This window comes from Sphingomonas trueperi, assembly GCF_040545665.1.
GTDB lineage: Bacteria > Pseudomonadota > Alphaproteobacteria > Sphingomonadales > Sphingomonadaceae > Sphingomonas > Sphingomonas trueperi_B.
On the sequence record NZ_JBEPMH010000003.1, the window covers coordinates 390,985 to 414,433 of the forward strand.

Genomic DNA, 23,449 nt, shown 5'->3' on the forward strand with positions numbered 1-23,449 from the left:
CCATGTTCACCCATGTGATGCTCGGCGCTGACGATATGGACGCCGCCAAGGCCTTTTACGATGCGACGCTGACCGTGCTGGGCGTGCCCGCCGGCGTGGTGGATGAGCGCGGGCGCGTGCATTATGCCTATGAAGGCGGCCGCCTGATGATCACCCGCCCGATCAACGGCCAGCCGGCCAGCTGCGCCAATGGCAGCACGATCGGCTTCCATGCGAAGAGCCCGGAGATGGTCGATGCCTGGCAGGCCGCGGGCCTGGCGCATGGCGGCACCGCGATCGAGGATCCCCCCGGCATCCGTGAAGCGACCGGCGGCCGCAGGCTCTACCTCGCCTATCTGCGCGACCCGGCGGGCAACAAGATCTGCGCCGTCCATCCGGTTCGCGGCTGATGGAAACGCTGTCGACCAACAAGGCGTTCGGTGGGGTGCAGGGCGTGTATCGCCACGCCTCCGCCGCGACGGGCACGCCGATGACCTTCTCGGTCTATGTTCCGCCGCATGCCGAGGGTGCGACGCTGCCGGTGCTCTGGTACCTGTCGGGCCTCACCTGCACCCACGCCAACGTTACGGAGAAGGGCGAATATCGCCGCGCCTGCGCCGAGGCCGGGGTGATCTTCGTCGCGCCGGACACGTCCCCGCGGGGCGAAGGCGTGGCCGACGTGCCCGACTATGATTTCGGCCAGGGCGCCGGCTTCTATGTCGATGCGACCCAGGCGCCCTGGTCCGAGCATTTCCACATGCGGACCTATATCGAGGACGATCTGCCTGCATTGCTCGCGACCGAGTTCCCGATGGCCGACCTGACCCGCCAGGGTATCACCGGCCATTCGATGGGTGGGCACGGCGCGCTGACCATCGGCCTGCGCAATCCGGAGCGCTTCCGCAGCGTCTCGGCCTTCGCCCCGATCGTCGCACCTGCCCAGGTGCCTTGGGGGCAGAAGGCGCTGGGCGGCTATCTCGGCGACAATCCGGCGGCATGGCGCGCGCACGACGCGGTCGCGCTGATCGAGGACGGGGCCCGCCTGCCCGACCTTCTGGTCGACCAGGGCGATGCCGACACGTTCCTCGCCGATCAGCTCCGCCCGCAGCTGCTGGCCGATGCCTGCGCCGCCGCCGGTATTCCGCTCACGCTGCGGCTCCAGCCCGGCTATGACCACAGCTATTATTTCGTCTCGACCTTCCTGGCCGAGCATGTTGCCTGGCATGCCGCGCGCCTGAAAGCGTGAGATGAGACCAGCACACCGACGCAGCACGACGCTGCGCCGGCCCATAAGGGGGAGTTTTCCGGCGTGAAGTTCAAGTCGCTGTTCGCCGTCGCCGCCGCGCCGCTCGCGCTGCTGTTCAGCCCGTCGGCGTTCGGCCAGGCGGCGCTTGCCACCGTACCCGCCGTGCAGAGCCGCCCCGCCGATCCGGCCCTGTGGGTGGTCAAGGATGCGGACACCACCATCTATCTGTTCGGCACCGTCCATGTGCTGAAGCCGGGCCTCAGCTGGTTCGATTCGGCGGTGAAGGCGGCGTTCGACAAGAGCGACACGCTGGTGCTCGAACTGGTCGAGCCGGATCCGGCGACGATGCAGGGGCTGCTGGTCAAGACGGCGATGGCACCCGCCGGCTCCAAGCCGATCGCCGAGCAGCTGCCGGCGGACAAGCGCGACGCCTATCTGAAGGCGATGGCCGATATCGGCGTGCCGCCGGCGGCGTTCAACATGCTGCAGCCCTGGGTGGCCGGCATCACGCTCAGCGTGGCGGGCCTCCCCAAGCTCGGCTATGATCCGGCCAGCGGCGCGGAAAAGGTGCTGACTGCCGCGGCGAAGGATGCGGGCAAGCCGGTGATCGGCCTCGAAACCGCCGAACAGCAGCTCGGCTATTTCTCCAGCATGCCGCAGGCACTCCAGCTCGCCTTCCTCTCCTCGGCGGTGGACGATTATCCGAAGCTCGGCACCGAACTCGGCAAGATGATCGACCAATGGGCCGCGGGCGATCCCGAGGCGCTGGGCGCAACGATGAACGAAGGCATGCGCGACACGCCCGATCTCGCGCGGATCCTGCTGACCGAGCGCAATGCGCGCTGGGCGAAATGGATCGAGGCACGGCTCAAAACGCCCGGAACGGTGTTCTTGGCGGTAGGCGCCGGCCACCTGGCCGGCAACGACAGTGTCCAGGCGTTCCTCGCAAAGGATCAGGTGAAGGCGGAGCGCGTCCGCTACTGACCATCCGCGGGGGCGCGTCCTCTTCGAAGCGGCGCCTGCCGCATGCACCTTGGAGCAATTCGCATGGCATCGAATCCCCGTCCCCTGATCGGCCTGCTCGCGGGCGTGACCGCCGGCCTGATCGCCTCGGCCGCGATGGCCGCGTTCCAGAACCAGGCGAGCAAGCTGGTCCCCAAGGAGGACCAGAGCGACGGCGATCCGGCGACGGTGAAGGCCGCCGACATGGTGGTCGAAGCGACCACGGGCGACAAGGTGCCCGAGCCCTATCGCGAGGCCTCGGGCCAGGCGGTGCACTATATCGTCGGCGGCGTGCTGGGCGGCATCTACGGGCTGATCACCGAATATCGGCCGGAGGCGGCGACTGGCTTCGGCGGCGCGTATGGCGTGGTCACCTCGGCGCTGCTCGACGAGGGTGCGGTGCCGGCGCTGGGGCTGGGCAGCGGACCGAGCGAGACGCCGGCGTCGATCCATGCCTATGGCGCGGCGTCGCACCTCGTCTACGGCGTGGTTCTGGAAGGCGTGCGGCGGATCATCGCGGGCGCGCGGTAACGGCGCCCGACACCAACAGCCGTCATCCCCGCGAAGGCGGGGATCCATTGGGGTCGCCGGATCGGCGCTTGCCGTGAACGCACAGGCGAATGGATCCCCGCCTTCGCGGGGATGACGCTGGCGTTGGGGAATCGGTCCTCCCATCTCCCACCCCAACCGCCTTGCGCGAACCCCTTATTGCTATACGCTCCCGGGTTGCGGACGAGACCGGATCGATCCGGCGCGCGCCGCGACCCGCAATTGCAGGGGAGGATGTCACTCTATGACGATCGTCTATTTCGCCATCGTCTGCGGCCTGATCGCCGTGGCCTATGGTTTTTTCACGAGCCAGCAGGTGCTGCGCGCACCGGCGGGCAATGCCAAGATGCAGGACATCGCCGCCGCCATCCAGGAAGGCGCCAAGGCCTATCTGACGCGGCAATATACCGCCATCGCCGTGGTCGGCGTCGTGGTGGGTGTCGTGCTGTTCCTCACGCTGGGGCTCATCCCCACCATCGGCTTCCTGATCGGCGCGATCCTGTCCGGCGTGGCCGGCTTCGTCGGCATGAACATCTCGGTCCGCGCCAATGTGCGCACGGCAGAGGCGGCACGCGGCAGCCTGCAGGGCGGGCTCACCCTCGCCTTCCGCTCGGGCGCGATCACCGGCATGCTGGTGGCGGGCCTGGGGCTGCTCTCGATCGCGGTGCTGTTCTGGTATCTGGTGGAAGTGGCGCACCATGCGCCGAACGATCGCCTGGTCGTACTCACCCTGTCGACGCTCGCCTTCGGCGCCTCGCTGATCTCGATCTTCGCGCGGCTCGGCGGTGGCATCTTCACCAAGGCGGCGGACGTCGGCGCCGATCTGGTCGGCAAGGTGGAAGCCGGCATTCCGGAAGACGACCCCCGCAACCCCGCCGTGATCGCCGACAATGTCGGTGACAATGTCGGCGACTGCGCCGGCATGGCCGCCGATCTGTTCGAGACCTATGTGGTGACGCTCGGCCTCACCATGGTGACGATCGCGCTGCTGCTGCGCGGGATCGACACCGCGCTGCTCACCCGGTTGATGGCGCTGCCGCTGCTGGTCGGCGGCGTGTGCATCCTCACCTCGATCCTCGGCACCTACATGGTCCGCCTGGGCGCCAACCAGTCGATCATGGGCGCGCTCTACAAGGGCTTCTGGACCACGGTGATCCTGTCGGTCCCGGCGATCTACGGCGTCACCCATTATGTGCTGGGCGGGCGGATGCAGGATTCGATCGCGTCGCTCGGCGAGCCCTCCGCGCTGCTCGACGGCAGCACGCTCTCGGCCGATGCCGTGGCGGCCGCCGCGGCGATGCCGAACGTCACCGGCATGGGGCTGTTCTGGTGCATGATGATCGGCCTGGTCGTCACCGGGCTGCTGGTGTGGATCACCGAATATTACACCGGCACCAATTTCCGCCCGGTGAAATCCATCGCCAAGGCCTCGGTGACCGGCCATGGCACCAACGTCATCCAGGGCCTCGCGATCAGCCTCGAATCGACCGCGCTGCCGACGCTGGTGATCGTCGTCGCGGTGATCGCGACCTATCAGATCGCGGGCATCCTCGGCGTGGCCTTCGCCGCCACCTCGCTGCTGGCGCTGGCCGGCATGGTGGTCGCGCTCGACGCCTATGGCCCGGTGACCGACAATGCCGGCGGCATCGCCGAGATGGCCGGGCTCGAAGACGAGGTGCGCCACAAGACCGACGCGCTGGACGCGGTGGGCAACACCACCAAGGCGGTGACCAAAGGCTATGCGATCGGCTCGGCGGCGCTGGCGGCGCTGGTGCTGTTCGGTGCCTACACCACCGATCTCGACCATTATCACGACGCGCTGGGGCTGACCGGGCCTGTCAACTTCTCGCTCTCCAACCCGTACATCATCGTGGGTCTCTTGCTCGGCGCGCTGCTCCCCTATCTGTTCGGTGCGTTCGGCATGACCGCGGTCGGCCGTGCGGCCGGATCGGTGGTGGAGGATGTCCGCGCGCAGTTCCGCGACAATCCGGGGATCATGGCGGGCACCAGCCGGCCCAATTATGCGCGCACGGTGGACATCGTCACCAAGGCGGCGATCCGCGAGATGATCATCCCCTCGCTGCTGCCGGTGCTCAGCCCGATCATCGTATATTTCCTGATCGCCGCGGTGGCGGGCAAGGAACAGGGGTTCGCCACGGTGGGCGCAATGCTGCTCGGCGTGATCGTCTCCGGGCTGTTCGTCGCCATCTCGATGACCAGCGGCGGCGGCGCCTGGGACAACGCCAAGAAATATATCGAGGACGGCAATTACGGCGGCAAGGGCAGCGACGCCCACAAGGCCGCGGTGACCGGCGACACGGTGGGCGATCCGTACAAGGACACGGCGGGTCCGGCGGTCAATCCGATGATCAAGATCACCAACATCGTTGCGCTGCTGCTGCTCGCAGCGCTGGCCGGCAGCGGTACGCACTGACCTGAAGATCCTCCCCGGCACGGGGAGGGGGACCATGCGAAGCATGGTGGAGGGGGATCGCAGCGGGCGAGTCCCTTGTGGAGAACCCCCTCCACCACCGCCTTCGGCGGCGGTCCCCCTCCCCGTGCCGGGGAGGATCTTGTTCCCTCACCGGCCAATCCCCACATCCCACACGAAGACGCGCGCCCGTGCCGCGCCGCCTTCCCTTTTTCCTTCCAGCGCTGTAAGGGCGACGCACTTTTACGCGCGCTAATCCCTGAGAGGCATTTTTTGGCCAAAGAAGAACTGCTTGAAATGCGTGGACAGGTTGTGGAGCTTCTCCCCAACGCCATGTTCCGCGTCCGGCTCGAGAACGACCATGAGATTCTCGGCCACACCGCCGGCAAGATGCGCAAGAACCGCATCCGCGTGCTGGTCGGCGACGAGGTGCTCGTCGAGCTGACCCCGTACGACCTGACCAAGGGCCGCATCACCTACCGCTTCAAGTAAGCGGGTGCCGCCCATGCGGCTCGTGCTCGCTTCCACTTCGCCGCGACGGCTCGATCTGCTCACCCGGATCGGCGCCGCGCCCGATCGCGTTGCCGCCCCGGACGTGGACGAGGATGTCCGCGCCGGCGAGCTGCCGCGACCCTATGTGCTGCGCGTCGCCACCGCCAAGGCGCATGCGGTCGACCGTGCCGAGGACGAGATCGTCCTTGCCGGCGACACCACCATCGCCGTCGGCCGCCGCATCCTCGGCAAGCCCGCGGACGAAGCCGATCTGCGCCGCATGCTGGCGCTGCTCTCCGGCCGCCGCCACCACTGCCTCTCCGCGCTCTGTGTGATCGGCGCCGACGGCCGGACACGCACCCGCGTCTCCGACACCGTCGTCGCCTTCAAGCGCCTCAGCGACGCCGATATCGACTGGTACGTCGCCAGCGGCGAAGGCATGGGCAAGGCGGGCGGCTATGCCATCCAGGGCAAGGCCGAGGCATTCGTGCGCTTCCTCTCCGGCAGCCATTCGGGCGTGGTCGGCCTGCCGGTGTTCGAAGCCCGCGCGCTGCTGGCCGGCGCCGGCTATCCCCTTGGCTGAGTGGCTATACGAGGCGGGGATCGGCGAGAACCGCGCCGCCCTCGTTTCGCGTGGGGTCATCTGGAAGGCGCGAATCGAGCTTTCGGGCACCCGCCCCCAGGTCGGTGCGATCTGCGCAGCACGACTCATCGACAAATCCACCGGCAAGGTGACGCTGGACAAGGGCGGCGAGGCGCTGTGCGATCCGCTCCCCAAGGGCATCACCCAGGGCGCGCCGCTGCGCGTGAAGATCGTCCGCGAGGCGATCCCCGAGCCCGGCCGCGCCAAGCTCCCCAAGGCCGTCCCCGCGCCCGCCGAGAGCCCCGTGGGCGACGGCCCGGACCTGCTTGCCCGCATCACCGGCAGCGACCATCCGGTGCGGATGCTGCGATCCCACGAGACGGACGCGCTGGAAGAGGCGGGCTGGTCCGAATTGCTCGACGAGGCCTATACCGGCGAGATCGCTTTCCCCGGCGGCGCACTGCGCATGTCCCCCACTCCGGCCATGACCTTGTTCGACGTCGACGGCTCGGGACCGGTCGAACCCCTGTCGATAGCCGCCGCGCACGCCGTGGCGCGAGCGATCGAGCGATTCGGCATCGGCGGCTCGATCGGCATCGATTTCCCGACGCTGAGCAGCAAGTCCGCCCGCAATGCCGTGGCCGAGGCGATCGACGCCGCGCTGCCCCAGCCCTTCGAGCGCACCGCGGTGAACGGCTTCGGCTTCCTCCAGATCGTCCGCCGCCGCACCCGCCCCTCGCTGCCCGAGCTGCTCCACGCCGATCCGGTCGGCGCGGCGACGCGCGCCGAGCTGCGCCGGCTGGAGCGCCTTCCCCCGCCGGTGCCGGCCACCCATATGGTAGACAGACGAATCGCCCGCCGCCTGGCGCGCGAACCCGACTGGACCGAGACGCTCGCCCGCCGCATGGGCGGCGCGGTCCAGTTCGTGACCCCCAAGGAGTGACCCGCATGCCCCGCGACGCCTGCCCGATCTGCGGCAAGCCCAGCACCGCCGAGTTCAAGCCCTTCTGCAGCCGCGGCTGCAAGGATCGCGACCTGCTGCAATGGCTGGGCGAGGGCTATCGCGTGCCGGGTGAGCCTGCGCAAACAAATGTGCAATCGGGGCTGGACAGCCACGAATTCCCCGACTAACAGGCGCGCTCCCCGGCGGTTCCGCCGGTGTGCCCGGGTAGCTCAGTTGGTAGAGCATGCGACTGAAAATCGCAGTGTCGGCGGTTCGACTCCGTCCCCGGGCACCATCCACCTCTCCGCACAAATCCAAGAACGTACAAAAATCCCCAGTTTTGCGTGGGTTTTGACGGTATCTGATCCACCCAAATCCGGGTCGATCCATTGGAACCCGCGGCACCTGACGGTATATTTGACGGTATCAGCGCTGCGCCAGCGGAGGAGATACCGTCATGCTCACCGATGCAGCCGTCCATCAAATCAAGCCTCGAGACAAAGCGTTCAAGACTCAGGACATGCACGGCATGTACCTTCTCGTTCAGCTTCGCGGTGGCCGGTATTGGCGACGGCACTATCGACTTGACGGCAAACGCGGCACCGTCGCCCTGACCATTTTTCAACTCCCCAGCATCAGAGAACCATCGCGGGATAGGCAGCGTGCACGGATGATGGCGCGTTGCGCGGCCGATCCTTCCGAATGGGGAAAGACGAACCTCATCCCGTGCGAGCGCATGGCCGCGCCATTATCGCCCTTGAGGGCACCAAATTAGGGCGAAGCCTGCTGCGCGATTGGCCTGATACGCGCGACGCAAGGTCATGCGAGTCGGACAACTTGCGAATCGACGGCGACTAATGCCGGGACCGCGATTGTGATCGTGATCATAGCTGACATCAACAGAACAGTCGAAAATGGATCAAAATAGGACCTATGTAAAATCTCCATTTCCTTGAGTTCTTTGAATTTCCGTATGATTTTTATGTTCAAGTGATTTTTATCAGCATCACACTCAATTGAGACTCGACTCCACGACCATAATGATCAAGAATGCGCCTAGATAATATATCTACACGATAAGTGGGGCAACATGGCATGAATGCCATACGATTGACAGAGCACAGCAAGTCATTGCTGAATCTTCATGGTGCTTCGCGATGGATTGAGGCGCATAATGGTCTGTCCGCGCATATCGGAAGCACTTGCCGGGTTACGGATGCGGACGGTTCGGCAAAATGCTTCGATGCCGTGTGGGTTTCCAGCCTCACCACCTCGGCGGCAAGCTTACTTCCTGACGCGGAACTGCATCTTCTCGACCAGCGACTCGAACTGGCGCTTCAGATCTGCGAGGCGAGCGCCAAGTCCGTGGTGCTGGACGGGGATACCGGCGGCGAGATACTCGCCTTCCAATATCTGGTACGGCGCCTCGAACGGATCGGGGCCGCTGGGGTATGTATCGAGGACAAGCGGCTGCCCAAGCGGAACAGCTTTTCGGGCGACGGACATCATCACCTAGAGGATCCCGAGCAATTTGCGGCTAAGGTCCGCGCGGGGGTCGCCGCGCGCAAGCCGTTCGGGCCGCGGATCATCGCGCGGCTCGAAAGCCTGATCGCCGGTGAGACGATAGAGCGGGCGCTCTACCGCGCGCGGCTCTATGCTGATGCCGGAGCGGACGCGGTTCTGATCCACAGCATCCGGGACAGCGGCGAGCTGTTCAATTTCATCGAGGCGGCGCGGCACCCGGAAACGGGCAGGCTGCACGAGCTTCCGATCATCTGCGTACCCACCGCCTATCCGCAGATGCGCGACAGCGAATTGTTCGCGGCGGGCTTCAACGTGGTCATCTATGCCAACCACCTGCTGCGCGCCTCGATCGCGGCGATGCGGGATACCGCCTCCAGGCTGCTTGCCGACGAGGGTCCTGCGGGTTGCGACGGCGATCTGGTCGCGATGCGCGACCTGCTGGCACTGATCGGCGGCGGATCGGCGGCTGCCCCCACGGATGACAGCCAGCCGGCCGACGCGTCCGAATCACGCGATCTCGAAACAATTTTGGCGGCGCGGAGCCAAGTATAGCCAAGCAACTCGATGAACGGAGGAATCGAAATGGCAACCAAGGATTTTATGACGACCGTCCTCGCGCTCGACGGCGCTGACCTGGTCAACGATCTGAAAAAGGCGGAGCAGAGTTTCCCAAAACTCGTGGCCGCGATCAAATATCTGTCGATCCAGGCCGCGGCGTCGGCGGTGGGCGGTCATCAGCCGCGCCGCGGCAACATCCTCACCGATTCGGGCCCGGCAATCGCGCAGCTGGTGATCACCGCCGCCAATTCGGTGGTCAAGAATGACGAGCTCGCCAACCGCCTCGCCGGGTCCTTCAATACCCAGATGCTGCACGCGGCGATGAACGAGGCGATCGAGACCGGCAAATATGCCGAACCGAAGCTGATGAAGCTCTGACGCCGGCAATGACGGTGCCGGACCTTCCAGGACTCGCGAACTTGTTCCGGGCGAAGATCGCCGCCCGGGACGAAATGCCGGCGATGCGCGGCAGCGTTGCCGCTACGCGCTCGCCGCGCGTCGACCTCGTCTTGGCGGAGCTTTTCGAAACGGCGGAGGCGGAGCGCATGCTCCGCCTGCCGCTGACCAACACCGACATGGTCGATTTCGAATTTGAAGTGACGACGTCCGACGGAACGACAGATAGGACGATGGGGGGCCGGTGAGCACGATAGCGATCGATCCCGACGCGTGGGATTTGGCGGAGCATGCGACGCGCTATGCGGCGTTCGACGCGCATCCCGGCATCCGCCGCGAATTCTCATACTCGCTGCGCCTGCGGACGCGTCTGTGGCAGCCGGTGCTGGACCTGCTCGCGGGCGCACTGGAGTATCGTCCGTCTGACGCCGCCCGTGCGCTGCTCGGCGGCTGGTTCGCGATGGTCCATTTGTCGGCGCCGATCGATCAGCTGGTCGACGACGATCCTATGTCCGAACATTGGCGCTCGCTTGGCGGAGTTGGGAGTTTCGCGCTGGTGCTGGCGCTGAAGGACCAGATCCTGCGCGCGCCGCTCGAGGCGTTTCCGCCCGGCACTCCGGCGGCGGAGCTGCGCCCGATCGCCAAGGCGACGATCGAGCTAGCCTCGGCCTGCCTGACCGCATCGATTGGCAGCTATCTCGACGTGACGGGCTATTCGCAACTCAGCAGCGAGGCGACGCTGTCGCTGCCGGCCTGCGTCAAGATGGCGCGCTTCTACGAGACGCTGGTCGGCTGGAAGTCCTCAGTGATCTACGAAAGCTTGATGCGCTGCGCCGCGCTGGCGATGGAGGCACCGCCGGCGACGGTTGCGGCACTGGCCGAGTTCGGGCATCACATCGGCTTTGCGGTCCAGATCCTCGATGACGCGGGCGGCATCTGGGGCGACGGCGACGATCTTGAAAAGGATCCAGTCAAGGTAACCTCGCCGATCGCCTATGGCCTGTGCATCGACCATGCGCGGCGCGACGAGCTGGCCGAGATCCTCCACACGCCGGCCAGGCAGCGGGATGTCGCCACGGCACGAGACATCCTGGACGGGATCGAGGCGCGGACCTTTCTCGAATTCCTGATCCGCGAGCGGATTTCTCGCGGAACCGAGGCGGTCGCCGCGGTGACGCCGGCGATGGCGGCCCGGCTGGAACGCTGGGCCCACGCCTATTTCCGCCGCACGCTGTGACGGTCATGCAGCGCATCGCCTTTGCCCCCGTGCCGGCCGCGCCGCGCCGCCTGCCCGCCATGCCGGGGCTGCCCTATTTCGGCGGCATCGCCCGGATGAAGAGCGACCCGCTCGGCTATCTCTGCGATGCCCGCGACAAGGGGCCGGTGGTGCAACTGGGGCGGCTCGGCGGCCGCGCCTTCTATCAGGTCAATGATCCCGAGCTGATCCGCGAGGTGCTGACCGCGCCGGACAGCGAGATCGACATGACTCGCGACAGCGACGTGCTCAAGGCGCTGTTCAACAAATCAGTATTCATGCTGAAGAAGGACGCGTGGCGGCTGCGGCGTGCGCAGCTCCAGCCGGCATTCCGCGCCTCGTTCCTGCCCAATCTGTTCGAGGCGGCGCAGGGCGAGATTGCCGAGACCGTGCGCGGCTTCGATGCGGCGGCGCAGCGCGGCGACACGGTCGATTTCACCGTCGCGATGTTCGACCTAGTGCAGCGAATGATCGTCCGCATGATGTTCGGCGTCGGGTTTCCGGGCTCGGTCGACCAGATCCACGCCGTCTTTGACTACGGCATGAATTATCGCCAGCGGCGGCGCTGGGCGTTCGTCAATGTCCCGTTATGGCTGCCGATCCCGAGCAACCGGAAATTCGCTGCCGCGCTGGCCGAGCTGAACCGCAACATCGCCGGGATCATCGCGCTTCACCGCGCCGACCCGCCAGAGCGCATAACGCTGCTGACCATGTTGATGGGCTCGTGCGACGAGGAAACCGGCACGCATCTGACCGATGTCGAGCTGCTCGACGAAGTGAAGACGGTGTTCAACACCGGCTATGTGACGACCGCGACCTCGGCGGTGTGGACCTTCGACCTACTCGCCAGGCACCCGGAGGTGATGCGGCAGGTGACCGCGGAGATCGACACCGTTATCGGCGACCGCCCGCTCGTCCATGCCGACCTGCAGCGGCTGCGCTATACCGAGGCGGTTATCAGAGAATCCTTCCGCCTCTACCCGCCCGGCTGGCTGACCAGCCGCCGGGTGTTGAGCCCGATCACGCTCGGCGGCTACCCGCTGGCGCCCGGATCGGTGCTGATTGTCTCGCAATATGCGCTGCACCGCGATCCCCGGCTGTGGGCGAATCCGCGCCGGTTCGATCCGGACCGGTTCCTCAACGGCGGGTCGGAGCGGCAGCACAAATTCGCGTTCCTTCCCTTCGGGGCGGGCCCGCGCATCTGCATCGGACGGGGGGTTGCGATGATGGAGCTCAAGCTGATCCTGGCCCTGCTGCTGCGGCGTTTCCGGTTCGAGCCGACCGATAACCGCCCCCCGGTGCTCGAAGCGCTGTCGATATTGCGGCGCGCCGATCGCCTGACGCTTAAGCCGATAAGGGAGTAAGCATGATCATCAACGATATTTCCTCGAACAAAGCGGGGGTGCGACCGCCGATCGACAGCGATTACGAGCGTGACGTCGCGCGGCTCTATGACGACAAGCAGAACGATTTCAACCTGTTGCTGGGCAAGGACACGCAGCTCGTCCACCATCATTTCGGCATCGGCGATTTCGACCGCCGCCCAGGCGCGCTTGCGGACGAGGAGTCGGTTCAGCGCCGGCTGCACGAACTGGAGAATAGCCAGACCGACCGGCTGCTCGACCTGCTCGAGGGATTCGGGGCGGAGCAGCGGATCTTCGACGGCGGATCGGGGCGCGGCGGAACCGCTTTCATGGCCCACAGCCGCTTCGGCTGTTTCGTCGAGGGTGCGACGATCTCACGCTACCAGCTCGATTTCGCCGAGCGCCAGGCGCGCGATCGTGGCTGCGACGACCGGGTCGGATTCAATTTCATGAATATGCTACGAACCGGCTTGGCGCCAGGCAGCTTCGACGCGGCGCTGACCAACGAGACGACGATGTATGTCGATGACCTCAAGCCGCTCTTCCGCGAGTTTGCACGGATCGTGAAGATCGGCGGACGATATGTCTTCGCTACTTGGGCGATCAACGAGACGAATTCGGACGCGCGGCGGCTCACCGATGCGATCGACGACCATTATGTCTGCACCATGCACAGCCGCGGCGCCTATCTGGAGGCGCTGCTCGACGCGGGGTTCATTCCCTATTCGGTCGAGCAGATGGATGCCGAGGCGTTGCCGTACTGGGAACTGCGCCAACGCAGCGAACACCGATCGACTATCGAACAGCTGTTCATCGACGGCTATCGCACCCGGTCGGTGGCCTATCTGATGATCGCCGCCGAGCGGGTGGCACGATGACGCCAGCGGCGCTGCTGCGCGCGTTCGACCAGGAACTGTTCGGCTTTCTGCACCGCCAAGATATCCGGTCGGGCACGTTCCGCGACATGATCGCGTGGCATATGGCGTGGCAGTCATGGGACGACCGGAGCGAGGCGGTGCCCAATGCGGGCGGCAAGAAGGTTCGCCCGCTGCTCGCCCTGCTCGCCGCGCAGGCGTTGGCCGGCGACTATCGCAAGGCAATGCCCGCCGCGCTCGCAGTGCAAATCGTCCACGATTTCAGCATCGTCCTCGACGACATTATGGACCAGGATCACATACGCCGCGGGCGGCCGACCTTGTGGGTCCGCGACGGCATCAACCGTGCGATGACCGCGGCGACCGGCCTGTACATCGTAGGGCTCGACGCCCTTCAGGATTATCCCGCCCTAGGCGTCGCCCCGGCGCAGCTGCGGCGGCTAACCCGGATCCTGTTCTCCTGCTGCCTCGAAATGCACGACGCCCAGTTCATCGACCTGAACTGGGAGCGACAATTCGACATGACGCTAGACGAGGTGAAGCAGGTTGCGCTCGGCCGGTCCGCGCTGATCAAATGCGGCGCAGAGGTCGGCGCGGCGGTCGCCAGCGAGGATGAGGAGGTTCAGGCCGCACTGAGCGCGTACGGCGCGCTGCTCGCGACAGCCTACTCGATCTATGACGACCAGCGCGGCCTGTGGGGCGTCGAGGCAGACAATGGCAAGCCGTTGTGCAGCGATATCCGCCAGCGCAAGAAAACCTATCCGATCGTGGCGGGCCATCTGCGCGCGGGCGATGCCGGGCGGCAGCGGATGATCGAGTTGTTCGCCTCCCCCGAGATCGGCAATGCCGAGATCGACGCGGTGCTAACGATCCTGGACGAGACCGGCGCCTCGGCACTGACGCTCGACGAGGTCGCGCGGCTCGGTGGGCAAGCACTCGACTGCCTCGACAGGCCCGCGCTGGCGGGGTTCGACATGTCGCCCTTTGTGGAGGTGACCCACGCGCTGCTCGACGGGCACGTCGCCCGCCGCGCCGCCGCCGAGCCGTGGCTGGGAACGTGACGATCATGTCCGACCGCTCCGTGGCGGGCGACTCATTTGTCGCGGTGCTGCCGACCCTCGACGCACCGTCCAGCCAGTTGCTCGAAACATGGCGGCATCATCCGGTGCTGATCTTTCGGGACCTGGACCTTTCGCCCGAGCGCCTTGTCCGGTTCAGCCGGACCTTCGGCGAACCGGTCCCGGCACCGACCCAGACGATCCTGCTCGCCTGCGGCGCGCTTCCGCCGGACATCATGGTGGTTTCTAACATCGCGCAGGATGGCCGACCGATCGGCCATCTCGGCAGCGGCGACCTCGCTTGGCATACCGACATGTGCTATACACGGGCTCCGGCGATCGCGAGCGCGCTCTATGCCGTCGAGGCACCGCGCGAGGGCGGCGACACCTGGTTCATGGACATGGCGGCGGTCTATGATCGCCTTCCCGAACGGCTCCGGCGGCATGCCGATCGGCTGCAGTGCAAGCATGACGACAGCTGCACCGCCGCAGGCGACCTGCGCCACGGGCGGGTGCCGGTCACCGACGTCACGACTTCGTCGGGCGCAATCCATCCGCTGGTCACGGTCCATCCCGCCAGCGGCCGGCGGGCGCTGTACCTCGGGCGGCGGCTCCACGCCTATCTGGTGGGAATGGAGGTGGCAGAGTCGGAAGCGTTGCTCGACGAATATTGGGGCTATTGTCGCGACCCGGCGACGATCGTGCGGCACCGCTGGCGGCCGGGCGATCTGGTGCTGTGGGACAATCGCGTCACGATGCACCGCCGCGATCTGGTGCCCGGCGGCGCGCGGCGGCTGATGTGGCGCACGCAGATGAGGCCGGGGTGACGGCAGACGCGGGTCTCCATTCCGATCGCTTTCTCGACGGCCTGTCGCAACGGGGATATCGCGACATCGCCGCGGTGCCGTGCAGCTATCTCGCCCCGCTGCTCAGCCGCGCGTTCGAGCGGCCAGATATCGGCTATCTGGCGGCAACTTCGGAAGGCGAAGCGGTGTCGGTCGCAGCCGGGGCATGGCTGGCGGGGCGGCGCTTCCTCGTGATAATGCAGAATTCGGGGCTGGGCGACGCGCTCAACCCCCTCGCCTCCTTGTGCATCCCCTATCGTGTCCCCGTGCTGCTCCTAATTTCGGTGCGGGGCGAGCCGGGGACGCAGGACGAGCAGCACCACGATGTCATGGGAGGGGCAACCACTGCGATATTGGCCGCCGCCGGGATCGATTTCGCCTGGCTGCCCGCCGATGCGGCCGATGTCGACGCGGTTCTCGATCGCGCGATGCGGCACGTCGCTCGGTCCGACAGCCCCTTCGCACTGCTTGTCCGCAAGGGGGCTTTCCGCGCCGCCATCCCGCCACCGTCACCGATCGGCGGAGCATTCACCCGGCTGGAGGCGATCCGCTGGCTCCGCGCCCAGATCGCGGCGGACCGGACGATCGTGACGACCACCGGCCTGACCGGGCGCGAGCTCCAGCTCGCGGGCGACCGCGCCAGCCACCTCTACCTCTCTGGCGCGATGGGCTGCGCCAGCGGCGTCGGGCTGGGCCTTGCGCTGTCGGGCAAGCCGGCAATCGTGCTCGACGGCGACGGCGCGGCGCTGATGCGGCTGGGTACGATGGTCGCGATCGGATCGGGGCGGTCGCTCGACCTGCTTCACATCGTCTTCAACAACGGCGTCTATGGATCCACAGGCGGCCAGCCGGTCGCGGCGGCGCCGTCCTTCGCAGCGATGGCAAGATTGTTCGGCTATGCCGCCACCGAATGCGATTCCCTCGACGGTCTCGCGGCGGCCTTCGGGGCGCTGGAGCAGATAGTGGGGCCGAGGCTGATCGAGGTCCGGGTTGCGCCCGATTCCGCGCCGCCCGCGCCGCGGATCGCGCTGCCGCTGCCCGACCTCGCGCTGCGGACCCGCGCCGCGCTTCGCCAGCGATAGGTGCCCCCCCCCATGGCGATGCATGCCGTCCAGGGGGCCGACCGGTTCTGGAACGGACCTGACCGCCGAGGCCGGTCGGCAGAACACCATACGCAAGCATCCGGTGATGGCGTGGTCGGCGGTGCTGGCGCCCAGGACACCGTCATAGCCGACGCTGAAGATGATGTTCGGATTCACCCGGAACCTGCGGCGTTCTGGTTCGGCGTAAGCCCCCGCCGCCAGCAGCTTCAGCTGCGCGACTCCACATAGGCGGTCGTCTGCGTGTAGCTGTCGCGAAACCCCGGTGAAGGGTGAGGAGCTTGTCGTCATAGATGAACTGGCCGGGTTAGCCCGCCATCCGCCTGGACCACGACATGGTTGCCATAGAGGATCAGCGGCTCGCCTGTTACCGACTGGAGCCGGTTGCCCGCTTCGATCTGGGACCGTGCCAGTGGTGCGGAAGGTGTCGGTGGCGGTCGCGCCACCGATGTCGACGTTCAGTTCCGATTCGCCGGCAAAGTTCGTCGCCGCCGAAGTCTGGTGTCTCGTCGCGCGGCGTTGAAGCCGCGGCGAACAAGAAGTTCCTGCCGCACTGGTCGCTTTATTGCAGCTGGGCCTATAACGATGCGACCTATGACGACGACCTCCAGCCGCTGGGGGGCGCGCGGATCCCCACCAAGGGAAAGCAGGTCGTCGCCTCGCCGCGCCATGTCGGCAATGCCGAGCTCGACTATGACGACGGCACGCTCTCGGCGCATTATCGATGAGTGCGGCCGCAACAAGGGTGCCCCGAGAGCCCGTCTCGGAGCACCGACGTAGCGAAGACGCTCTTGGCGATTGCGCTGATGTGTGAACTCAGAGCTTGTTCCAGAGGGCCCGAATGCGCTGCATCAGGGTCTCTTCCGGTCCCGTCTTGCACGACTTCACCACGACCGGCGTGAGGCGATCGACGTCCTCGACGTTGAAGACCACGTCGTCGGGCTTCTTTGCCTTGTTGTAGCCCACGGTATAGGACAGAACCTGCGGCTGCAGTCGGGTCCGCAGGCTGAGGAATTCGCGGCAGGTGATCCTGTCGATCTGCTTGCCCTTCACCTCGGTCCGCGTCGTCGTGATGACGCCGCCCTTCGCCGAAATGGACTGAGCCAGAGCGGGCACCGAACCAGCGCTAGCGGCGGCAAGGCAGAGGACTGCGCTGAACTTCTTCATTGTCGTTTCCTTCGTCTTGAGAGTCGTTGAGGGTTGGCCGGAATCACTGGCGCTGCAGGCACTCGTCGCGGCGCTGCTTCGTGCACGCCGGGTAGCTCTTCCGCGGCGCCGGGGCCGGGAAGGCTTCGGACGGCGTCAGCGGCTGCTGAACGAAGTCGACCTTCGTGGTCGGCGTCACGGGACCGCTGGTCGCCGGGGCGGCCGGCTCATAGCCGCCCGACGTCTCGACGGCGCGGAAGCCGTTGGCGTCGGTGAAGGTGCGGTCCTGCTGGGTTGTCTGGGCGCTTGCGTGACCGGCAACGCTGAGAAGGATGGCCGCCGAAGCAGCGAAAATCGTGCGGATCATGTCTACGCCTTCAGTTGCTCCACTGGAGCGATTGCGGTGAGGGTGAAGGGTCGGAGCGGCACTATCGCCACCGCTCCGAGGCGGCATCAGAAGCGCAAGCCGACGCCGGCGAGGATCTGGTTGCGATGCGCGTCCGCCGAGTAGTGCGAGTAACGATACTCGCCCGAGACGTAGACCGCCTTCGTGACCGCATATTCTGCACCGACGCCCAGGCGATAGCCGTCGCGGTCGGTCGCACGGTCGAAATTGCCGGCAGTCGTGCCTTCCAGGCGCGTGGAGAAGCGCGCGTTGCTGTAGCCGATCTTGCCGTAGACCAGCACCTTCGGGTTCACGACATACCCGATACGACCACCGACGTAGAGGTCACGGTCCGAGCGCTCGCAAAGACGCGCGCCAGCGCCCGCGGATGCGTAGGGGCGGCATTCGGATTGCGTGGAGTCTGCGATCTCGATCTCCGGACCGACGCGCAGGTTGCCGCGGGCGACGTCGTAGCCAAGGGTGGCTCCATAGACGAAGCCGTCGCCGCCCACCTTGCTGCCGCCGCCGACACGCCCCCAGCCGCCTTCCACACCGACATGTGCGCCGGCAAACGGAGCTGCTTCCTGCGCCATCGCCGGGGTCGCGATAGCTGCAGTGGTCGTAAGCGCAAACAGCGCGATCAGCTTAGTCATGATATTCTCCCAAATCGTTGGGCCACCAGTTGGCCGCAGGCGGGACATGGGAGAATTTCACGAGCAGGTTTAGAATACCTAGGTCTTAACAAACCTTGGTATGACAATCTGTCGCGAATAAGTACTACACGCACGCGACAGCCTGCTTGATCCACATGCAGCTGTAGAGAGGATTTATTATCAACTATAAACTAAAGTGTGATTCTCGGTCATCGAGGAGCAGCATATAGTCCCACCAGATCAGAACACGGCCCCGACGCGGCCTCGGCGGCCCGGCTGATTGCCACTCACCGACCATGTTGGTTGTGGCCGCGGCGGCGCGCTCGTATCCCCCCTGCCCCGAAAGCGGGCGCGCCGCTGCGAAACATCCCGCAGCATCCACCACAGCGAATTGTGACAGGTTTGTCGCGGTTGGTTGCAACTTTGCCGCCCCGAGAACGATCGCCCACAATCTTCCATCGACATGCACAAGCTATCCAAAGAGGAATGCTTGTGCCTACCTCGTTTGAGACGCAGGTGACGATCGAGCACTTACACAGACAGCTCGCGCAATGCTCCGAGACGCCACCCGGCAATCCGTTCGATGTAATCGAAATGCTGGACGCACTCGATCGCCCAACAAGCCGTGACACGCCACCGTCGATTTCGGCCCGCCTCGCTGCCTAAGTAATTGCTTCGAGTGTTTGGTTAGCGCTCCACTTAATGGGCATGGCGAAGCGGCTATCGGAACCAGGGCATGAATTGGCCTCCAAACTACCTTCACCTCGGTCGCTACGGACCTCGACCGCTGACACTAAGTCCGCACATTCTTTCCAACAGGTCAAAGAGTTATTGAAGCCCCTTACCGAGCCGGATTGGACGGGAATGTTCGTCAGCTTGCCGCAGGAAGTGATATCTGGAAGAACGTGCCTCCAACAGGCACCCTGCCGACTTCTAGGCGGCCGCCATGCGCCTCCACGACGGACTTACAAATCGCCAGCCCCATCCCCATTCCCTTGGCCTTGGTTGAGAACAATGGCGTGAAGATTTTCTCGATGGCGTCGTCCGGTATGCCACACCCCCGATCTTCTACGCGCACCACGATCCTGCCGTCCTGTTCGGAGCAGGCAACCTTCAGGAACCGGTCCCCAGCCGGTGTTTCGACCATTGCGTCCATCGCGTTGTTGACCAAGTTCAGGATGAGCTGCTGAAGCTGAACACGGTCCCCCGAGACGAACCGCTCGGCCGCATCAAACTCAGTCACCAAGTCGACCTGGCGTGCCTCGATCTCGGGCTGGGTCAGCTCCAGCACCTCGCCAATAACGGCGAGAAGCTCTAGCCGTTCACGCTGAATGCTATCCTGCTTTGCCAGTGACCGAAGTGCAGCGACGATCTCAGACGCACGAAGGCCGGCGGCTCGGATCGCACTCAGGTTCTGCAGCGCCTCGTCAACGTTGGGTTGCGCCCTCCGGAGCCACCGAGCGCCCGCTGACGCATAAGATACGATGCTCGAGAGCGGCTGATTGATCTCATGCGCGATCGACGCTGCCAAACCGCCCATCGTTGCGAGGTGCGATGTGTGAACCATCTCCGCTCGCGCAGCACGCAGCGCCTCCTCCGCCTGGGCGCGACGTTCATAATTTTCGTAGGTGGTCGCATGCCATTGTGCCCGCTCAAGACAAATGGCCGCTTGCGTGGAGAGCAGCTGGAGTATCGGGATCTTGCGAAGGCCCAGATCCGATCGCTCAGGGTTCGCCTCAAGATAGACTACGCCTACCAATTCATTCTCGATCATGAGAGGCAGGCCAGCGACTGCTCGCAGACCATTCGCTGCCAGCACGTCATCGGCTCCCGTCAGCACGTCCTGATGGACCGGCTGCGTCGCCCGAAGGATCGACGTCATGATGCCCGATGCGATGCGGTCGGGCGTCGGCATGAATGTGCCGACGAAGGTCTCGATCTCCTTGCCGACCAGAAGTCCCTCCGCCTCAATAACCGGATCGCCGTCGTGGATGAGGAGAAGTTTGCCTCGGTCAGCATCCGTGTGGCGCATTAGGGCCTTCAGAACCTCGACGCGCAGACGCTCGAGATCACTCTCTCTCGTAATTTCCTGGATTGTCTCCATTACGCTGAGGAGTTCGCGTGCAGCTGCAGCATCGTCCGTCTCGTCCACCAGTGACGGAACCTGGCGGGCCTTGGCCTCCGCTCCCCACAGCCTGTAATCGACAACGGCATCTTGGAAGTAGTGCTTGGCGAGCCCCTCAAGGCCAATCGCGCGACAATGATGCCCGGCAAGCTCGCGGGCCAACCCACGCTCGTGCACGAAACTACCGGCCGCCCGAATGGCAGCGTCATACAGCCGGAGCGCCTCCAAATCCGTGCCCCGCAGCCGCTCCATCTCAGCCCTGACGAGGAGCAGCTTATGCTCGAACATCGGCGGGTTGAGCGGCAGCCATTGTTCGAGACGAGCGCGGTGCGGCTCCATCGCCGTGAGCGCCTCATGACGCGGCAAATGCTTCGCGGCGTTCAACGCAGCAAAAAGCGCATGATAGACTAGATCGATATGTGCAGGCAGCGCCCAGCAGAGCGGCGCAGCCTGCGAGAAGCTGCGGTCCGCGCGTCCGAAGTCGCCGAACATGTAGGCGCCGATCCCGTCATACAGGCGCACCCAGAACTGCGTAGAAACCGACGTGATCTCGCCGCTGGCGTCGTAGGACTCCGCCGCATCTCCGGTCCGCAGCCAGCGTGCGAGCGACCTTTGCGACGCGATGAGCAGCTCGATGTCGCGGAAGCTGATCCGCCGGGTCAGCTCCAGCCCCTTGTCTGCCTCCTCTTCCACCTGGCTCAGAGGCCTCCCCATTTGCAGGAGATCTGAAACAAGGTGGTTGCGCGCAAAGCACGTCATCGCGAGATCGCCGGCCGCGTGGCCGCCCTCGATCGCGTTGTGAACCTGCGCCAGAGCATATTCGAAGGAACGCGTCCAAGGGCTCAGTTGATCGACCGCGACCAGAGCGCCTGTCCTTTGACCTTCGAAACCGTGTCGATCGACCAGTTCCAGCGCTGCTTGACCATAAGCAAAGCCATCTTCGAACCGACCGTAGAAGTCGGAGATCATCACGCCATACCAGGCCATGCCGTAGGCAGAATCGGCCGTAACGCCACGGGTGACGGTAAGCTCGACGATCTTCGCGAGATGCAGGAAACGAAGGTCGTCGCCGGTAAAGATGCAGACGATGAGCGTGGACAAGAGCGAAGTCGCCAGTGCGACCTCTGGATCCTCGGCCAGAGGCATCGCGGCCAAAGGTGCGGCGGGTCGGTCACCCATGAGTTTGCGAATGCGATCGCTGGCGGCCAAGCATTCTTCCGCAGAAGGTGCTCGCGTCAGTGCATGCCCCAGCAGCATCAGCCCTTCCAGAGCAGCCGCGGTCGCCCCTTCGTAGTCCGACTGGACGGTCCTGAGTGCCGCCAGCAGACGGCAAGCCGACGCACGATCTCGATCGCGCAGGCGTCGCGCCAGCAACACGTTGATCGCAGCTTCCGCCGCGACAACGTCTCCCCTCAACAATAGACTATCCGCCCAGAGATGGGTGATGCCGACGGCAACCTCATGGTGCGTAGACCACCAGGAGTCCTGAAACAGGAGAGCCGCTGCATCGAGGTAAATGGCCGTCTGCTCGGAGGCTGCAGCGAGGCGCGCCTGCTCAGCAGCCGCCAGCAGCGCCTTCGCGAACAGCAGCTTCGTTATCGTTCTTAGAGATGCTGGGGTCGCAGGCGTCACCGCTCGCAAAATATGGCCGGCAAGCTGAAAGACCTGTTCCGGCGCGAGAACCCGCTGCTTTGCGATCAGCAGCCGGGCAATGCGAGCATGAAGAGGGGGTTGTTCGCTAAGAGGGGTGAGGAGATCCGCCGCCTCCAGGATTCGGTCATGCGGGAAGCCATAGCTGCCGTCTTCACCGGTCAGCAGCCCGATCGACATCAACTCCTCGGCGAGCAGCTCGACCTCGCGTTGCTCCATGCCGAGTAGCGCCGCGAGCAGTTCGGGATCGGCACGTCCGCCCAGAGCTGCTAGGGACGCAAGCACTGCCTTCTGCGCATCGCCCAAGCGGGCGACACGACCCGCGATGAAGTCGAGCACATCGCCGCTTCCAACGACCGACTGCAGCTGTTGATCATCCCAGTGCCAATGCCCTGAAGACACATCCTGCCTAAGGATGCCCTCTTCGAGCAGTCGCCTAAGAAAATGTTCGGTGTAGAAGGGGTTGCCCAACGCTTGCTTCTGGATCGCGCTCGCGAGCGGCGCAATCGCTGCAGGCGCGACGTCGAGCGCATGCGCGACCATCTCCTCCGTGGCTCGCGTATCCAGCGGAGCCAGCGAGATTTCTGTCAGGGGGATGCGAGCACCTCTGAGCTCAGTCACGACGCCATCGGGCGCTTCGAGCCGGTCAGTACCCTCCTCACGATAAGACCCCACTAGGAGGGTGCTGGCCGGAGGAGCGCTCGCAAACGCCGCGAGCAACGCCGTTGTCGAGGAGTCAGCCCACTGAAGATCGTCGAGGAAAAGCACCAGCGGCTGCTGTCGCTCAGCGAAGGCTCCCAACGTTCCAATGAGCGCTCGATGGACACGCGCCTGGGCAAGTCCGACGGGCAACTCGGGGAGCGGAGGAAGAACGCCGAACAACACCTTGGCTTCGGGCACCAGGTCTGTGATGAGGCGTCCCAGGCTGCCTACGCTTTCCTGCAGACGCGCTTGAAGTTCAGCGAGCGCCTCGTCACTTTGGCCAAGAGCTGCATCGAACAGCCCTCGAAGGGCTTGGGTGACGGAGGCAAATGCCGCGCGAGTGTTGTTGTGCTCGCTCTTCCCGTAGACGAAACGATGTCGCCCGACTCGGATCAGCGACTGAAACCGCTTCACGAGCGCTGACTTGCCGATGCCAGGAGGACCAGAGAGCAGAACGATCTCGCTGCCACTGGTGGACGAGACACGCGCAAATGCATCTGCGAGCGCTGCGGACTCCTGAAGTCGGCCGAACAGTCGCGATGACATCGTGCCAGGAGACCGCTCTCCACCAGAGAAGCCTTCGTCGAT

24 protein-coding genes and 1 tRNA gene are annotated in these 23,449 nt (G+C 65.1%); 21 read left to right on the plus strand and 4 right to left on the minus strand.

Annotation, left to right across the window (positions count from 1 at the left end; genetic code table 11):
- Nucleotides 1-2: 2 nt before the first annotated feature.
- The 21 genes from ABIC65_RS12655 (at nt 3) to ABIC65_RS12755 (ending at nt 16,928) form a co-directional block, all read left to right on the plus strand.
- A complete protein-coding gene (locus tag ABIC65_RS12655; protein WP_354309149.1) occupies nt 3-389 on the plus strand; it encodes a VOC family protein in 387 nt (128 codons plus the stop codon).
- Complete coding sequence (gene fghA / locus ABIC65_RS12660; RefSeq protein ID WP_354309151.1) at nt 389-1,225, plus strand: S-formylglutathione hydrolase; 837 nt, start codon at nt 389-391, stop codon at nt 1,223-1,225. The genes ABIC65_RS12655 and fghA overlap by 1 nt, the downstream gene beginning before the upstream one ends.
- A 63-nt stretch (nt 1,226-1,288) precedes the next feature.
- On the plus strand, nt 1,289-2,209 hold the full coding sequence (locus ABIC65_RS12665) for a TraB/GumN family protein (protein WP_354309153.1): 921 nt from the start codon (nt 1,289-1,291) through the stop codon (nt 2,207-2,209).
- 63 nt (nt 2,210-2,272) lie between these two features.
- Complete coding sequence (locus tag ABIC65_RS12670) at nt 2,273-2,758, plus strand: DUF1440 domain-containing protein (protein WP_354309155.1); 486 nt, start codon at nt 2,273-2,275, stop codon at nt 2,756-2,758.
- A 262-nt stretch (nt 2,759-3,020) separates the two neighbouring features.
- Nucleotides 3,021-5,210: a sodium-translocating pyrophosphatase gene (locus ABIC65_RS12675; RefSeq protein WP_354309156.1), complete on the plus strand. Its 2,190-nt coding sequence runs from the start codon at nt 3,021-3,023 to the stop codon at nt 5,208-5,210.
- Nucleotides 5,211-5,480: 270 nt separating this feature from the next.
- A complete protein-coding gene (gene infA / locus ABIC65_RS12680) occupies nt 5,481-5,699 on the plus strand; it encodes a translation initiation factor IF-1 (RefSeq protein ID WP_003049127.1) in 219 nt (72 codons plus the stop codon).
- 13 nt (nt 5,700-5,712) lie between these two features.
- The gene (locus tag ABIC65_RS12685) at nt 5,713-6,282 is read left to right on the plus strand and encodes a Maf family protein (protein ID WP_354309157.1); all 570 of its coding nucleotides are present in this window, start codon (nt 5,713-5,715) and stop codon (nt 6,280-6,282) included.
- Nucleotides 6,275-7,225, plus strand: a complete 951-nt coding sequence (locus ABIC65_RS12690) for a ribonuclease E/G (protein WP_354309158.1) — start codon at nt 6,275-6,277, stop codon at nt 7,223-7,225. Before ABIC65_RS12685 ends, ABIC65_RS12690 begins: the two co-directional genes overlap by 8 nt.
- Before the next feature lie 5 nt (nt 7,226-7,230).
- A complete protein-coding gene (locus ABIC65_RS12695; protein ID WP_064312577.1) occupies nt 7,231-7,413 on the plus strand; it encodes a DNA gyrase inhibitor YacG in 183 nt (60 codons plus the stop codon).
- 31 nt (nt 7,414-7,444) lie between these two features.
- A tRNA-Phe gene (locus ABIC65_RS12700) sits at nt 7,445-7,520 on the plus strand.
- A gap of 162 nt (nt 7,521-7,682) precedes the next feature.
- The gene (locus tag ABIC65_RS12705; RefSeq protein WP_354309160.1) at nt 7,683-8,000 is read left to right on the plus strand and encodes an Arm DNA-binding domain-containing protein; all 318 of its coding nucleotides are present in this window, start codon (nt 7,683-7,685) and stop codon (nt 7,998-8,000) included.
- Nucleotides 8,001-8,320: 320 nt separating this feature from the next.
- Nucleotides 8,321-9,301 carry an isocitrate lyase/phosphoenolpyruvate mutase family protein gene (locus tag ABIC65_RS12710; RefSeq protein ID WP_354309161.1) on the plus strand — a complete coding sequence of 327 codons (981 nt, stop codon included), beginning with the start codon at nt 8,321-8,323 and terminating at the stop codon, nt 9,299-9,301.
- A 48-nt stretch (nt 9,302-9,349) separates the two neighbouring features.
- The gene (locus tag ABIC65_RS12715; protein ID WP_354309162.1) at nt 9,350-9,685 is read left to right on the plus strand and encodes a hypothetical protein; all 336 of its coding nucleotides are present in this window, start codon (nt 9,350-9,352) and stop codon (nt 9,683-9,685) included.
- A gap of 8 nt (nt 9,686-9,693) precedes the next feature.
- The gene (locus ABIC65_RS12720; protein ID WP_354309163.1) at nt 9,694-9,951 is read left to right on the plus strand and encodes a hypothetical protein; all 258 of its coding nucleotides are present in this window, start codon (nt 9,694-9,696) and stop codon (nt 9,949-9,951) included.
- Complete coding sequence (locus ABIC65_RS12725; RefSeq protein WP_354309164.1) at nt 9,948-10,940, plus strand: polyprenyl synthetase family protein; 993 nt, start codon at nt 9,948-9,950, stop codon at nt 10,938-10,940. Before ABIC65_RS12720 ends, ABIC65_RS12725 begins: the two co-directional genes overlap by 4 nt.
- Nucleotides 10,941-10,945: 5 nt before the next feature.
- The gene (locus tag ABIC65_RS12730) at nt 10,946-12,322 is read left to right on the plus strand and encodes a cytochrome P450 (RefSeq protein WP_354309392.1); all 1,377 of its coding nucleotides are present in this window, start codon (nt 10,946-10,948) and stop codon (nt 12,320-12,322) included.
- Between the two features lie 2 nt (nt 12,323-12,324).
- A complete protein-coding gene (locus tag ABIC65_RS12735; RefSeq protein WP_354309165.1) occupies nt 12,325-13,200 on the plus strand; it encodes an SAM-dependent methyltransferase in 876 nt (291 codons plus the stop codon).
- The gene (locus ABIC65_RS12740; RefSeq protein ID WP_354309166.1) at nt 13,197-14,258 is read left to right on the plus strand and encodes a polyprenyl synthetase family protein; all 1,062 of its coding nucleotides are present in this window, start codon (nt 13,197-13,199) and stop codon (nt 14,256-14,258) included. The genes ABIC65_RS12735 and ABIC65_RS12740 overlap by 4 nt, the downstream gene beginning before the upstream one ends.
- A 5-nt stretch (nt 14,259-14,263) precedes the next feature.
- The gene (locus tag ABIC65_RS12745; protein ID WP_354309167.1) at nt 14,264-15,082 is read left to right on the plus strand and encodes a TauD/TfdA dioxygenase family protein; all 819 of its coding nucleotides are present in this window, start codon (nt 14,264-14,266) and stop codon (nt 15,080-15,082) included.
- The gene (locus tag ABIC65_RS12750; protein ID WP_354309169.1) at nt 15,055-16,182 is read left to right on the plus strand and encodes a thiamine pyrophosphate-dependent enzyme; all 1,128 of its coding nucleotides are present in this window, start codon (nt 15,055-15,057) and stop codon (nt 16,180-16,182) included. Before ABIC65_RS12745 ends, ABIC65_RS12750 begins: the two co-directional genes overlap by 28 nt.
- Before the next feature lie 353 nt (nt 16,183-16,535).
- Nucleotides 16,536-16,928: a hypothetical protein gene (locus ABIC65_RS12755; RefSeq protein WP_354309171.1), complete on the plus strand. Its 393-nt coding sequence runs from the start codon at nt 16,536-16,538 to the stop codon at nt 16,926-16,928.
- 88 nt (nt 16,929-17,016) lie between these two features.
- On the opposite strand, the gene ABIC65_RS12760 is transcribed toward ABIC65_RS12755, so the two are convergent.
- The 4 genes from ABIC65_RS12760 to ABIC65_RS12775 all read right to left on the minus strand — a co-directional run bounded on the left by ABIC65_RS12760 (nt 17,017) and on the right by ABIC65_RS12775 (nt 23,407).
- Nucleotides 17,017-17,367 carry an HdeA/HdeB family chaperone gene (locus ABIC65_RS12760; RefSeq protein ID WP_354309172.1) on the minus strand — a complete coding sequence of 117 codons (351 nt, stop codon included), beginning with the start codon at nt 17,365-17,367 and terminating at the stop codon, nt 17,017-17,019.
- A 43-nt stretch (nt 17,368-17,410) separates the two neighbouring features.
- Complete coding sequence (locus ABIC65_RS12765; protein ID WP_354309174.1) at nt 17,411-17,713, minus strand: hypothetical protein; 303 nt, start codon at nt 17,711-17,713, stop codon at nt 17,411-17,413.
- Between the two features lie 86 nt (nt 17,714-17,799).
- Nucleotides 17,800-18,384, minus strand: a complete 585-nt coding sequence (locus tag ABIC65_RS12770; protein WP_354309176.1) for an outer membrane protein — start codon at nt 18,382-18,384, stop codon at nt 17,800-17,802.
- Between the two features lie 871 nt (nt 18,385-19,255).
- A complete protein-coding gene (locus ABIC65_RS12775) occupies nt 19,256-23,407 on the minus strand; it encodes a trifunctional serine/threonine-protein kinase/ATP-binding protein/sensor histidine kinase (protein WP_354309178.1) in 4,152 nt (1,383 codons plus the stop codon).
- Nucleotides 23,408-23,449: the final 42 nt, after the last annotated feature.

Coding starts and splice junctions, on each gene's coding strand:
- ABIC65_RS12755 (WP_354309171.1), top strand. CDS start 16,536: ATGGTTGCCATAGAGGATCAGCGGCTCGCCTGTTACCGACTGGAGCCG.
- ABIC65_RS12685 (WP_354309157.1), top strand. CDS start 5,713: ATGCGGCTCGTGCTCGCTTCCACTTCGCCGCGACGGCTCGATCTGCTC.
- ABIC65_RS12735 (WP_354309165.1), top strand. CDS start 12,325: ATGATCATCAACGATATTTCCTCGAACAAAGCGGGGGTGCGACCGCCG.
- ABIC65_RS12765 (WP_354309174.1), bottom strand. CDS start 17,713: ATGATCCGCACGATTTTCGCTGCTTCGGCGGCCATCCTTCTCAGCGTT.
- ABIC65_RS12655 (WP_354309149.1), top strand. CDS start 3: ATGTTCACCCATGTGATGCTCGGCGCTGACGATATGGACGCCGCCAAG.
- ABIC65_RS12720 (WP_354309163.1), top strand. CDS start 9,694: ATGACGGTGCCGGACCTTCCAGGACTCGCGAACTTGTTCCGGGCGAAG.
- ABIC65_RS12710 (WP_354309161.1), top strand. CDS start 8,321: ATGAATGCCATACGATTGACAGAGCACAGCAAGTCATTGCTGAATCTT.
- fghA (WP_354309151.1), top strand. CDS start 389: ATGGAAACGCTGTCGACCAACAAGGCGTTCGGTGGGGTGCAGGGCGTG.
- ABIC65_RS12775 (WP_354309178.1), bottom strand. CDS start 23,407: ATGTCATCGCGACTGTTCGGCCGACTTCAGGAGTCCGCAGCGCTCGCA.
- ABIC65_RS12730 (WP_354309392.1), top strand. CDS start 10,946: ATGCAGCGCATCGCCTTTGCCCCCGTGCCGGCCGCGCCGCGCCGCCTG.
- ABIC65_RS12670 (WP_354309155.1), top strand. CDS start 2,273: ATGGCATCGAATCCCCGTCCCCTGATCGGCCTGCTCGCGGGCGTGACC.
- ABIC65_RS12740 (WP_354309166.1), top strand. CDS start 13,197: ATGACGCCAGCGGCGCTGCTGCGCGCGTTCGACCAGGAACTGTTCGGC.
- ABIC65_RS12715 (WP_354309162.1), top strand. CDS start 9,350: ATGACGACCGTCCTCGCGCTCGACGGCGCTGACCTGGTCAACGATCTG.
- ABIC65_RS12770 (WP_354309176.1), bottom strand. CDS start 18,384: ATGACTAAGCTGATCGCGCTGTTTGCGCTTACGACCACTGCAGCTATC.
- ABIC65_RS12760 (WP_354309172.1), bottom strand. CDS start 17,367: ATGAAGAAGTTCAGCGCAGTCCTCTGCCTTGCCGCCGCTAGCGCTGGT.
- ABIC65_RS12675 (WP_354309156.1), top strand. CDS start 3,021: ATGACGATCGTCTATTTCGCCATCGTCTGCGGCCTGATCGCCGTGGCC.
- ABIC65_RS12705 (WP_354309160.1), top strand. CDS start 7,683: ATGCTCACCGATGCAGCCGTCCATCAAATCAAGCCTCGAGACAAAGCG.
- ABIC65_RS12745 (WP_354309167.1), top strand. CDS start 14,264: ATGTCCGACCGCTCCGTGGCGGGCGACTCATTTGTCGCGGTGCTGCCG.
- ABIC65_RS12695 (WP_064312577.1), top strand. CDS start 7,231: ATGCCCCGCGACGCCTGCCCGATCTGCGGCAAGCCCAGCACCGCCGAG.